Origin of the sequence: Corynebacterium glutamicum ATCC 13032 (genome assembly GCF_000011325.1) — a bacterium.
In the GTDB taxonomy this organism is placed as follows: domain Bacteria; phylum Actinomycetota; class Actinomycetes; order Mycobacteriales; family Mycobacteriaceae; genus Corynebacterium; species Corynebacterium glutamicum.
On sequence record NC_003450.3, the window covers coordinates 2986638 to 2999456 of the forward strand.

At 52.7% G+C, this 12819-nt stretch carries 9 protein-coding genes and 2 pseudogenes; 2 read left to right on the forward strand and 9 right to left on the reverse strand.

Annotation, left to right across the window (positions count from 1 at the left end):
- The first annotated feature begins 100 nt into the window (after window positions 1-100).
- Window positions 101-1531 (forward strand): AI-2E family transporter, encoded by a 1431-nt coding sequence (locus tag CGL_RS13955; RefSeq protein WP_011015391.1) that lies wholly within the window; start codon window positions 101-103, stop codon window positions 1529-1531.
- 43 nt (window positions 1532-1574) lie between these two features.
- On the opposite strand, the gene CGL_RS13960 is transcribed toward CGL_RS13955, so the two are convergent.
- The 6 genes from CGL_RS13960 to adhP form a co-directional block, all read right to left on the reverse strand.
- Complete coding sequence (locus CGL_RS13960) at window positions 1575-2135, reverse strand: nucleosidase (RefSeq protein ID WP_011015392.1); 561 nt, start codon at window positions 2133-2135, stop codon at window positions 1575-1577.
- Between the two features lie 71 nt (window positions 2136-2206).
- Window positions 2207-3313 (reverse strand): Wadjet anti-phage system protein JetD domain-containing protein, encoded by a 1107-nt coding sequence (locus CGL_RS13965; RefSeq protein WP_011015393.1) that lies wholly within the window; start codon window positions 3311-3313, stop codon window positions 2207-2209.
- 1 nt (window position 3314) lies between these two features.
- The gene (locus tag CGL_RS13970) at window positions 3315-6650 is read right to left on the reverse strand and encodes an ATP-binding protein (RefSeq protein WP_011015394.1); all 3336 of its coding nucleotides are present in this window, start codon (window positions 6648-6650) and stop codon (window positions 3315-3317) included.
- Window positions 6647-7285 (reverse strand): DUF4194 domain-containing protein, encoded by a 639-nt coding sequence (locus tag CGL_RS13975; RefSeq protein ID WP_011015395.1) that lies wholly within the window; start codon window positions 7283-7285, stop codon window positions 6647-6649. Before CGL_RS13975 ends, CGL_RS13970 begins: the two co-directional genes overlap by 4 nt.
- The gene (locus tag CGL_RS13980; protein WP_011015396.1) at window positions 7282-8769 is read right to left on the reverse strand and encodes a DUF3375 domain-containing protein; all 1488 of its coding nucleotides are present in this window, start codon (window positions 8767-8769) and stop codon (window positions 7282-7284) included. The genes CGL_RS13975 and CGL_RS13980 overlap by 4 nt, the downstream gene beginning before the upstream one ends.
- A gap of 338 nt (window positions 8770-9107) precedes the next feature.
- Window positions 9108-10145: an alcohol dehydrogenase AdhP gene (gene adhP, locus CGL_RS13985; RefSeq protein WP_011015397.1), complete on the reverse strand. Its 1038-nt coding sequence runs from the start codon at window positions 10143-10145 to the stop codon at window positions 9108-9110.
- 624 nt (window positions 10146-10769) lie between these two features.
- On the opposite strand from adhP, the pseudogene CGL_RS15755 reads away from it, so the two are divergent.
- Window positions 10770-10838, forward strand: a pseudogene (locus CGL_RS15755) (hypothetical protein); the annotation flags it as partial.
- A gap of 3 nt (window positions 10839-10841) precedes the next feature.
- Here CGL_RS15755 and CGL_RS15760 read toward each other — a convergent pair.
- The 3 genes and pseudogenes from CGL_RS15760 to CGL_RS14000 form a co-directional block, all read right to left on the reverse strand.
- Window positions 10842-11051: a hypothetical protein gene (locus tag CGL_RS15760; protein ID WP_011015399.1), complete on the reverse strand. Its 210-nt coding sequence runs from the start codon at window positions 11049-11051 to the stop codon at window positions 10842-10844.
- A gap of 130 nt (window positions 11052-11181) precedes the next feature.
- Window positions 11182-11584 (reverse strand): annotated as a pseudogene (locus CGL_RS15765) (transposase); the annotation flags it as partial.
- A gap of 304 nt (window positions 11585-11888) precedes the next feature.
- Window positions 11889-12818, reverse strand: a complete 930-nt coding sequence (locus CGL_RS14000) for a sulfite exporter TauE/SafE family protein (RefSeq protein WP_011015401.1) — start codon at window positions 12816-12818, stop codon at window positions 11889-11891.
- Window position 12819 lies beyond the last annotated feature (1 nt).

Sequence of the window (12819 nt, forward strand, 5' to 3'; positions counted from 1 at the left end):
CCAATCAGGGAAGATAAGAGCTGTTTTCAACAGGTCCCACTCAACTTTGACACCAAGTCTCACGCAAAATTAACAGCCATAAACTTTAGAAGGACACCCTGTGTCCCACACCTGTGGCATAGTGATTTTTGTGAGCACAGAATCAGGAAACACCCCAAAAAGGGATGATGCAAAAAGCACCATCCCTCCGAAAGATTTGCCTGACACCGTCTTAGACGCGATTGAAGGCAATTTTGAGCCACCGCTAAATACCCAGAAGTCGGCGGTTCCCCCTAATGCCGAAGCAACTGTCGAGGCTGATTCTGAAGGAACTACCGACCGCTCTGTCATTTTGGGCAGGGACGGCCGCTGGCTGTCCGGATGGGCATTGCGCTTCATCGTGCTGGTTATCGCCGGCGTCATTGCACTTCGTATGCTGGGCTTCATCTGGGTTGGCATCCTCCCAGTCGTCCTCGCACTTCTAGTCTGCACCGTGCTATGGCCACCAGTGAAATGGCTGCGCGAGCATAAGATTCCCGCGGCGCTCGCCGTTGTCATCACAATTTTGGGTTTCTTCGCCCTCATCGGCGGAGTTTTTGCAGCCATCGCGCCAAGCGTGTCTTCCCAGACAAAGCAAGTGGTAGACCAAGCAACTGTTGGTATCGAAGATCTAATGGATTGGGTTCAGGGCCCACCTTTTAACTTAGATATCTCACAGTTTGAAGGCGCGCTCAATGACCTAACATCCATGCTGCAATCACAGTCTTCCACCATTGCTTCTGGTGTGTTCTCTGGACTGTCAACGGCATCATCCATCGTTGTCACACTAGCAGTGATGCTGGTGTTGACCTTCTTCTTCCTCAAAGACGGTCCTCGTTTCCTGCCATGGATGCGCGGCTTCACTGGTGAAAACGCAGGTTGGCACCTCACAGAAGTCCTGACCCGTACCTGGAATACCTTGGCCGGATTCATCCGTGCTCAGGCATTGGTGTCCATGGTTGACGCAATATTCATTGGTATCGGATTGCTGCTTCTTGGCGTCCCAATGGCCCTCGCGCTCGCGGTCATCACATTCTTCGCGGGCTTCATCCCCATCGTCGGTGCGGTGTCTGCAGGCGCCCTGGCTGTCATCATCGCGCTAGTTACCAACGGCGTGACCAATGCGCTTTTGGTACTTGTATTGATCCTGGCGGTTCAGCAGATCGAGGGCAATATCTTGTCCCCATTCCTGCAGTCCAAGGCTATGAACCTGCACGCAGCGGTTGTTTTGCTATCCGTCACCGTCGGCTCCACCATGTTCGGCATCATCGGCGCATTCTTGGCTGTTCCAGTAGCCGCGACGTTGGCTGTCTGGGTGCGCTACCACTCTGAAATGGTTGCTTTGCGCGCCGGTGAGATCACCAGTGATGACATTGAGATCGCCACGACGAAAGGTTCCCCAACCAGCCTCAATGGCCAAGAAACCCTTGCTGCCATTCGAAGCAGATTCGCCATCCTTGGCCGCAAGAAGCCGACATCTGCCACTGCAGAAAAAGCAGACTCAGAAAGCTAGCCAATAATGCTCACTCCCGATGCCGCCAGGCATCGGGTTTTTGTTATTTAAACTCCTTCACAGCCTCCGCCAACTGTCGTGCGCCCGCATCGACCGCATCAAACCACGACCCCGAAGCCTCCTCATCCGCGCTGTCACTAACCTGCTTCAGCAGCGTAATCGGAACACCAAAATGCTTTGCGACGCCCACCAGCGCCGCGCCCTCCATATCGCAGAGGGAGGCCCGGGTGGCCAGGTGGTTGCGGGTTTCTGAATCTGCAATAAATGAGTTTCCTGTTGCCAAACTCGCTACTGGGAAGTGCCCACTCGTGGCCAAAGTTGAACCATTTGAGCATGGCTTTCCTGTCATTTCAGCGATTAACTCGCTACTGAAATCATGCTGCAGAACGTATTCGATCTCGTATACGCCAGCCAATCCATCCACCAAAGCTCCCGCCGTACCAATATTGACAATTCGGGCAGGAAGCACCTCCCGAGTAGCCAACTCCTTAGTCAAAATCATCGTTGCTGCGGTCGTTCCGATGCCAGTCACCAGCAAGTCGATTCCATCTGGAAGATACACCGCTTCCTCAGTTGTGGCGGATACAAAAAGAGTCTCAGTCATGGTGACCAAGCATAGAACGACCAAGAGGTTACAGGCTGAGTTGTTTAATAAAAAACAACTCTGAAACAACTTCACCCACGAATTACTTTCTCGATTTCTTCAACAGCAACATCGAGGCGGATGCGTTCTTGTTCAATGCGGAGCTCACCGTCTGTAATGAGTAGGTCAAGTGCGTCAGATTCAAAATCATGAAGGTTGTCAAAGCTCTCTGCCTTGAATTCTCGGTCGGCAACGCCAAGGTAGCGCCAGCGGGAGACGGTTTCAGAGTTCATCAGCACGGATTCGGTGTGAGGAACATGGCTGCGGACGCCGTCGAGAATTTTGAAACCGTCCAGGTCAAGGTCACCCCAGTACAGCAACCGACCATTAGAAAAGTAGGGTCCTCGAACAATGTCTACTGCACGGTAGCCCGCACCCCAAGCAATTGTTACGCCCGGCCAAGTGGGTAAAGCGAGAAATGAATCGAGGTTTTCCACCATCAGAATTACTTGCGGTTCTTGTAATTCACACAGGTTGGAAAGCGGTACTTCAATGTCTGTGAGCCCAGCGGGAGCATCTACGGAATGGAAGCGGAGCCGGACGCGAGCTTCGGCGTCACCAAGTCCAAGATCGGCACGACCAGGTTCACCACGTTTGTCGGCCACTAACGTTTCAATGAGTACGCGGTGGTTTTCGAGCCATTTGGTATGCACGCCTTCAACTGCGACGGCGCGTTTCAGCAGGCCAGAGTTAGGGTGTTTCAAAAACCAATCCACAACTAACACTGCCTTAGAGAGATCATCGTTAGACAGCGAACGCCACAGCGACACATGTTTCGCCACCACCTCCGCTGTAAAACCAGACAGCTGTGAAAACCTCTCGTGAAGTGAAGACCATTCATCCTCTACCTGCGCAAACACAACTAATTCCTCAGTCGTGTTCAACGTCAGCCTAACGGGTACTTCAGTTTTACCTAAGCCCACAGGAGACCAGTTTCGAATGGCATATTCCACATCATCACGCCCCTCCCATTGGCGGATAAATTCCCTCGTGGCATCAATATCGGCGGCGGCTTTAGCTGCCGTCGGTGGGTGCAGGGGCAGGCTGAGGCCTGCAAATTCGCCGAGGAGCAGCTCGCTTAAGTGCGCGTGGAAGTATTTTTTGCTGCGGTGGAGGGCGTCGTCGATAAACAATGGCATGTTATTTCTCGATCCTAGAGAAACTGGAATTGCCCTGAATTGCGCCCTGGGCGTTTGGTTTTTCGGTGTAGCTGACCACGATGGTGGAGCCGACATAATCGCCGAGGGTTTGGATAAGTTTCAGCGGGGTCGCGAGCACCATGTGGAAGCCGAAGCTGTGGAAGACGTTCATGGTTTGGCGGGTGAAGGCGGGGTCGGCGCGGTCGAAGGCTTCGTCCAGAATGACGGTGGCGTAGGTGGGATAATGGGCGCCGGGTTCGGCTAGCTGGTAGCGCAAGGCAGCGGCGAGGCAGAAAAACACCAGCTTCTGGGCTTGTCCGCCTGAAAGTGATGCGGAGTCGACGTAGGTGTTGACGGTTGCGCCGTCGGAATCGCGCTCGAGGCCGATGAAGCGAACGTGGCGGCGGGTGTCTAGAACGGTGTTGCGCCAGCGGGCGTCGGCGGAGTCGTGGGAGGCGAGTTTGGAAATGATTTCAGCGATCAGCGCATAACGGGCGAAGGCTTGTTTCTCGGTACTGGTTCCCAGGTCACCGCTGGTAGCGGCATCAAGTTTCTGCTGGAATTCCCTCACAATCGGACCACTTTGATCACGGATGTCGATGTGCAGGAAGCGACCTTCGTTGAATTCCGACTGCGCCAAGGAGGCGTTGATCGGCTCGATGCGCTCCTCGATTTCCCGGCGCGCATCACGTAGACGCCGCGAGATTTGGCCGAGGTTTCGGGTGGACATCTCGTTCATGAGCCCTAGGAATTTGGCCGTGAATTCTGCCAAACGATCGCTGCGAAGCTCGCCGAGGCGGTTGATGGCCTCACCAACAAACTCAGGTTCGGCTTGTAAGTCAGCGCGGTTCGCAGGCCACGTTTCAATATAGCTGCGCAAAATGCCAACAATTTGGTTTTCACAACGTCGAAGTTCTGCCTCATTGGCATCGATTTGTTTGTCCAGATCCTCGCGCAGCGCAATGGTCTGCTCATCCACGTTGGCGGCGTGAACCCGGCGGGTGTTGGCAAGAAATAGTTTCTCCACTTCCCGCGCGATTTCTTCAGAAACCTCCGCAACCGGCAGGCTTTCGAGCCGTTTCAATTCAGTTTCGGCGCGTTTCAGGTTCATCGACGCCACGGTTTCCTCACTCTGAGCTGCGACAAGCAAGTCAGAAACCCTCGCGAGCGTCTGCTTCGCCGCCTCATGCCGCGCGGAAAGCTCGGTGGCCTCTGGAGTGTTGTTCAGCTCTTCCAGCAATCGGTCCAGCTCAGCAATCGCCGCGTCGGCTGATTCCACATCAATCTGAGCCCACGACACTTTCAAAATTTCTTGCGAAGCTTGATACTGCCGTTCAAGTTCCCGCAGCTCAGCGCGGTTTGCAGCAATGCGATTATCAGCTGCCTGCACAACTGCTTTGCCAGCTTTCACGGTTTCCCGAAGCGTTTCCACCTTGGCATCATTGGTGGAACCCAAACGGTATGTGGAACGATCCCCCAGCTTTCGGCGATCATCTTTTTCCCAACGCGTCGTCGGATCGCCTGTCTGCTGCGCAAATTTTCGCACACCCAAAATGGTCACGCCCTGATCGCGTGGCCCCAGCGCCGACAATTCCTCAGGAGTGCGCACGCACCGAATATTAAAACGCTTGCCTAATTCTTGATTTACCCAATCGCGAAACGGCGACTCCACAACATCAACTTTTCGGATCAGGGAATCCGCCGGAAAACGCGAGGTTTTGTACTCCCCCGTTGTCACCACGCCGTTGAATTTCAGCAGCGCTGCCAAATGTTTGGCATTTACCCAATCCCGAACCCGTGGCAACAACCCATGAGGAACCAACATTTCCGCAGCAAAACCACCCAAAATGCGCTGCACAACGGGTTCCCATTCCGCATTATTCGGATCAATCAGCTCACCGGCAAAGGGCATATCCCGCGGGCTCACGCCCAAATCCTGACACAAATTTTCCCGCACCTGCAGCAAACGGTACTCAATATTACTGCTGCCTTTACTCAAAGAAGACAGCTCTTGATCCGCCGCTTTGAACTCATCAACCGCACGGGTTCGGTCCTCTACATTCCTCTGACCTGCAGATTCAAGCGCTTCCCTCGCCGCCGGATACTCATCCACGGTCAGCCGCGCAGCGTTGTTGAGCTCCAAAAGCTCCTCCGCCGATTCCGGCGCCGCACCGCCCAGCCCCTTAACCAATGCGTCCAGACCAGCGCGCGCAGTGCTAATTGTTCTTCGCTTATCGACGGCCCCCTCCCTCTTCGCACTCAAAATTCCATGCTGCGCTCCCACAATTTGTTTGACGTTGTCGTGCGCGAGGGTTTCCATTTCGCGGGCACGATCTGTCTCAATTTTGGCGGACTCCACCTTCGACTTCGCCTGCGTTTGCTCGACAGTAAATTGTCGAACCAGCGTTTCTTGCTCTTCCTTCTTAATGCGATTCCCGACAGTCGGCAGCGCCTTCTTCAGTGCATTGGCATGATCTTTGGACTGTTGCGCTTTCTCTCGCCGATTCTTCAGCTGCACCAAAGGATCCAGGGTGTGGATCTGCCGTTTAATATCTTCGACCTGCTCATAAGCACCTTCAAGGTCTTGGAATTGTTCCACGGCAGTTTTGGCAATGCTGAACGTATCCGGTTCCACCAGCATGTAATCCCGAAATAGATCATCCAAGCTTTGAAGATCTTTCGCCGACTGCGCGCGGTGCAACAACAGCAAAGCTTCCTCACTGGAGATCCCCAAACGGCTTCTAAACCTGCCGGAGAATACAGAATGCTGCTCGCTAAAGATGGCTTCCTTGAAAGCAGCTCTGATCTGGCGTTTATCGATGCCCTCTTTCAGGAAATCCAGCAGCGCATTGATGTCTTGATCAACGGGAAACACACCATAATATGAAGAAATATCGGAGGTTAAATTGTGTCCCGATTTCAGATAGAAAATAGCCACCAAGGTGTGCTCGACGCCTTCACCGTTGGAATAAGTCAATCCAACCAGCGAATAGGTTGCGCGGGGACGTAGGTACGTGGAGACAATCTGATCCTGCAGCGGATCCTCCTGCGCACGCCAAGCGCCACGGATATAGGTAACCAAACTGCGTCCCTTATTCCGCGGAGTATTAGCCTGTGCGGCAGAGTTAAACCTCAGCTTTCCTTGCGGAAGCAATACCGCCGTGATCGCATCAATCAGCGTGGATTTTCCTGATCCCGAACCACCGGTAACTAAGATTCCTTCCCTGGTCACAGGAATGTCCACCGTTCCGTGGAAGGTTCCCCAGTTGATCAACTGAATCCGAGAAAGACGGAACTGACCTGGGTGGATAGGATCTAAAGCTTGTTCGCTGGTCACTTCTGTTCCTCTTCATTTCCATCATGGGCTGCTTTGTTAAATTTTTCGTACTCAGCGCGCACACCTGCCACAGTGTCGGCATCAAAAATCTGGCGCAGTGCTGGTGAGACCTCAAAACGTTCAGGTGTCTCTGTCTTTTTAGCTAATGAATAATCCACGATGCGCCTAAATGCAGCGTCGAATCGCTTAGCTAGTTTGGCTTCATCTCGCTCTTCATCAACGCGGTAGAGCAACACTTGTTCGCGGATTTCTTCACGATCCACAATGACTCGTTCCCCCGGTGGCGCCATGGTGAGTTCTTGGCGCAGAATCAAAATGATCAACGTATCAAAATGCGACAGCGTCTCCGTGCGCAGCACTTTGGGCATCGCTTCAGTTTTGTTATTTCCAACCAATACTTCTTGTCTACCATTGGCAGGCCGAGTAAATGCAACACCCGCATCCTCATCAAGAACCAACTCGAGGAACAAATTGTTAAGCACAGCATTGAGCGCATCTTGATCTGTGGTGATAGCCCGCCACACTTCAACATGCTGCAAAGCATTCACCATGGGACCTTTGAGTAATTGCACCAGAGCTTTCCTGGACCCAAAAGTCAGCGTTCCAGTGTCGCCTTCCCACAGCTGATCATTCATTTATCCATCTCGCTTTCTGCCAAATCTTCACTGTTTAAACCCCTGATGAACTGCCATCCTGTAATCCGCCGGCGGTGTGTGGCATCATCACTTTCCCACTCCACTATTTGCGCGCGACCTGTGGGAACACCATCACGCATCGCCAGGTATAACAATCCAACAATGCTGGCGAGACCTTGCGTTGCCGGGAAATGTTCTAGTACCTCGGTGATCGTGGCGTGCGATTGCTCGGCAAGAACTAAAGAAACAGCCTCTTCCAATTCCTCAAAATCAATCTCGCTTGCCCGAATTTGTTCCATCAAGACTTCAGTGTCTAGTTCTTGTTCTTCAACTGGCTCAGGCAAATCTTCGACGCGTTCTTCACCTGGGTTCTTCAGTTTCAACCCCGCAATCGAGCGAACATCCATACCAATGCGCACGAGTGGTGTGTCCATGTGATTGAGTGAGGTCACTTCACCAGCCTCGGCGGCCTTAGCAGCGGCACTGCGGGTATCGCGAAGCAACTGAATCATGCGTCGGCTCTCTGCGAACTCCTCGGTAGTGACATAGTGACGCAAACTTCGAGCCAGCCCTGTCATTTCCCCGTTGACCTCGAAGCTGGCATCCTCCATATCCCGGAAAATTCGGTACAGCCCTGTCCTTAATTTTGAATCCAGATCAATAGCCTCATCGCGTCCCAGAACTTCTCTGATCCATCGATCAATCAGACTTGAGCGTTCCCGATCGAGCAAAACATCAAAGAAACTATTGAAGCTGCGCCCCGCATCGGAATCCCCAATCAGATCAACTCCCCTGAAGATCTCTTCCAAAACATCACCACGGGAATCTTCAGGATCAAGCAACTGCCTGCGCAGCTTCCGGTTCAGATCGCTCAGCTCATGCCTTACCCTGGCGAAATCTGCAGGAATAGATGCTGCTAGATCCAAAATATCTGCTACCCGATCACCAATCTGCACGGTGGTGAGGACTTCAAATTCACCAGCGTGGACCGCTTCAATCTGGCGTTCAATCCTGTCGCGTTCACGCTCTAACTCAGCTAAACGTTTCGCTGTGCTGGGGTCCGATTCCAACGCCAAAGTCTGCAACGCCTGCGTCAACGATTCAATTCGAGACGCCGAAATGCTTCGATGCGGGTTATCCCACCGCTGCACCGAATCCAGCACCGCCAACAGCTCTTCACTCGGTTCCACGGTCTCACCAGTCTGCGAACTACCCGGACGACGCACAAACCACCGGGACTTCACCCAATCACTCACATAATCCGACGGGCTTTTCGGCAGCTCAAATCCTTCTTCACGCAGCACCCGAAAATCATCGCTGAGCAGCTGATACAGCTCTGAGGCCGGCTTAGCGATAGCCCCCTGCGGAAAATACTGCGCTACCACGGCGAGCACCACCGGAAAGTTGTCACTGCGCAACAAAGACAGCTCCAGGGATTCCTGCCTAAATCGCTTAAACCCAAGCGCGTGCGATACAACGGTCATGCCAATTGACTATTCCAGAAGGGGTGGACACGTGTCGTACATTCCTGTTCGAATCCGGTCACACTCCCCCATCACCGCACCAACTTCAAACAAAGGTCATGCCTTAAGCAGCAAAAAGCCACGCCCCTCCTTTAACTGGCTATGAACCAGCTATATATAAGGAGAAGCGTGACTTTTCAATGATGAGAATGATGAGAATGATGAGAACGACCAGAACGATGAGAATGTCGAGAACTACAAAAGCGACGAAAGCTCAGCCAAAGTTCGTCACATTTTCAGCCAAACCGCTCTGCAGCAACCGCCTCAAAGTAGCTTCAGAGCAGTTTCAACACAATCCGTTAGAAACGAATCGCCACACGACCATCGATCTTGCCGTTTCGCATGCGGTCAAGCACACCATTGACCTCATCGAGGGAGCACTCACTCACGGTTGGCTTGATTAGTCCGCGTGCAAAGAAATCGAGCGCTTCGGCCAAGTCTTGGCGGGTTCCCACGAGGGATCCACGGATGGTCAGGCCCTTGAATACGATGTTGAACACGGATGCTGGGAACTCTCCCGGTGGCAGACCGTTGAACACAATTGTTCCTGCACGTCGAGCCATATCCAGTGCCTGGCCGAATGCTGCCTCGTGAACTGCAGTCACAAGCACGCCGTGTGCGCCACCGTTGGTGTACTTCTGTACAGCTTCGCCTGAATCTTCATTACGCGCATTCACGGTAAATTCCGCACCGTGCTTACGGGCAAGTTCCAGCTTGTCATCGGCAATATCTACCGCAATGACACGCATGCCCATCGCCGCTGCGTATTGGACTGCGATGTGGCCAAGTCCGCCGACACCGGAGATCACCATGAATTGGCCCGGGCGGGTTTCAGAGACTTTGAGTGCCTTGTAGACAGTCACGCCTGCACACAGAATTGGTGCTGCTTCGAGGTAGTCCACGCCGTCTGGGATGCGAGCGGCGTAACGGGTATCCACCAGCATGTACTGGCCGAAGGATCCATTTTGGGTGTAGCCACCATACTCAGCTTCGTTGCACTGAGTTTCCCTGCCGGTGATGCAGTATTCGCAGGTGCCACACGCTGACCAGAGCCACGCATTGCCGACAATATCGCCGACCTTCACATCGTGTTCACCTGGTCCGAGCTCAACAACTTCACCTACACCTTCGTGTCCTGGTACGAATGGTGGTTCCGGCTTTACTGGCCAATCGCCCTCCAAGGCGTGGAGGTCGGTGTGGCAGATGCCGGAGGTGAGTACCTTCACCAATGCCTGGTGTGGCCCTGGCTTTGGAAGGTCAATATCCTTCACGGTCACGTCATGACCGAATTTTTCAACAACAGCAGCGGTAAATTCTTGGGGTGCAGCAGTGGTCATAAAACTCACTCCTTCTCGCTTGGATTACTTGGCAAATTGCTCTTCTGGCACATGTAATTTCACACCGACATAGATGTGCCTTAAATTACAATCCTTGCAATTGTGTGATTTACAACATTCAATTGCTGCCATCGTCCACCCTAGCGAAATCCCAATAAGGTGAAAATAGAAAGTTGAGTTATTACCCCCGAACATTTCAACAACCGTGAATGAACTGGCAATTGTAAAAAAACAAACCACCCCCGCACGTTGAAATTTCGAAAAATAGATTCACAAAACTCCAGCAAATCACCCCCTAATGGAAATGTTTTTCAATTAACTTTTCAAGATTCACACAATTCCCTTTAAAAGCATCAAAGATGCTTTTCGATGCCCCCAGCCACCCATTCCCCACCACCCCAGCGGGCAATTAAGGCACGCGCGCCGTACCTACTAGATAGACTCGACAAACATGCAGTACACAACAACATTCCAAGGATCGTTTTAGTGTCGATTTTCAAATGGAATGAATATATGCTGCCGGTGCTTAAGGCACTGCCCCAAGATCAGATTATGGTCCGTCGGGATTTGATTGAGCTCGTCGCCTAGTCAATAGGAATCACCGAAGAGGATCGAAAGGAATTCATCAGCTCAGGTCAGCTCACTTATGTCAGCCAAATTAACTGGGCAATCACTTATCTTCACAGAGCACTATGCTTAAACCGTCCGCAACGTGCTCACTACGCGATCAATAATCTGGGCAAAAAACTCCAAGCTCAGCACCCGGATGAAATTTCGCAAAGTGACCTTGCCAAGTTCGCCCAAGATCATGGAATAAAGTATCCAAGCGGTGTTGCTCAAAGAAAGCTGAATAATGAAGAACGGTCCGTCGACAAGCAAGAAGCCGAGCTGACGCCGACCGAGCAAATGGAAACCGGCCTTGTGCGGCTGTGCTCTAGGATTTCAGCCGATTTGTTGGAGCGATTGCACAACAACGCTCCGGTGTTATTTGAGCTGGGGTTGCCCGCAAGTGGTGGACACATAATTAAGCTACTTGTTAGTTTCCTACAGGTGAAACAGGGCGATCATGATCCTGCTCAAACTGAACAGGAGAGATAAACCCGAGCGAGGAATGCCTACGCTGGCGGTTATAAAACTCCTTCTTTACCGTTGACCAAAAGACTTAAGCTATCGAATTATCAAAACACACCCCAGTCCGGCCCATCGACTGAGCGATCCCCAATTCCTGACACGCCCGATACAACTGATCCGATGTGAACTGCGAAAAACCACACCATCAGGCACACCACACCGCAACGTATGCGCCATCCGCAACGCACGCCCAACAAGCCGTGTCGTTTGAGTATCATCCATGCCCATCCCAACACACGCCGTGAACAACCATCACGCACCACACATGGACTCAGCCAGCCCCACTTTCCCCTTTCCCATGAAAGATCCACGCGGAAAACTAAAACCCGCCCCGCTTGCGAAGCACTTCGATAGGTTTATGATTGTTTGAATGAGAGGTTTCTGAGTTTCAGCAAGGCTTTCGCAGACTATTCCAAGGAATTACCATTCAGGAAATTCTGCTCACTCTCAGCGAGTGTGAAAAAGCCACATCCGCTTTCCTTCTGAATGAAACAATAGAGTGACCTTAATATCTTTCTCGAATAGAATATTTGTTCTATAATTAGGTTTCACCTACCTGAAGCGGGAAAACGCCCACCCGCGGTGGTGCGGGTGGGCGTCGAAAAGCGTGTTTTAAGTGCTTTTAATCTTTTGGCCCTTTGGTTCGGAGACAACTTCGCTGGAGATGGTCTCGTTGAGGAGATTTTTGCGGTAGCGGCGGAAGCCGAGGTACGTCAGCGGCAGGCCGATGAGGAGGACGGTGACCTGGATGAGGCCGGTGGGGATGAAATCAAGGCCAACCACGTTGAGCACCTTTGGCAGGTTCAGTGTGACAATCAGGGTGCCCACGAAGCCACCGAGGACGGTTGCATTAACGCGAGAGATCATCCAGGCGCCGATTGGTGCTGCGATTGCGCCGCCGATGAGCAACGCGAGAACTGCAGAGAGGTTAGCTACTAGGTCATCCCACAGTCCCACGACGAAGCCCAATGTTGCGGCTAGGGAGACTAAGAATTCTGCGGTGTTGACGGTGCCGACTACTTTGCGGGGTTCGGTGCGTCCCAAAGACAGCAGCGTAGAGGTGGTCACTGGACCCCATCCGCCGCCACCGGATGCGTCAACGAAACCACCGACAATACCGAGTCCGCCGAGGAATCCCCTGCTGTGCGGGCGATCGGAATAGTCGCGGCGGATGCGTCCCTTGCTGAATCGCCAGACTAGGTTCATGCCGATCAGGGCAAGAATCAGGGAGGTGATCGGTGCTGCTGCTTCGGTGGAAATATTGGACAAGAAGGTAGCGCCAGCAAATGCGCCGATAGCGCCGGGGATACCGAGCCGGACAACTACTTTCCAATCCACGTTGCCAAATTTCCAGTGGCTTAAACCAGAAACTAAGGTGGTTCCAACCTCTGCGGTGTGCACGACGGCGGATGCCTGCGCAGGGCCTAAACCTGCGAGCATGATGAGGATGGTGGTTGAGGTGACGCCGAACCCCATGCCGAGGCCGCCATCAACAAGCTGTGCTGCGACGCCTGCAATGGCGATAAAGATTAATGTCTGCATA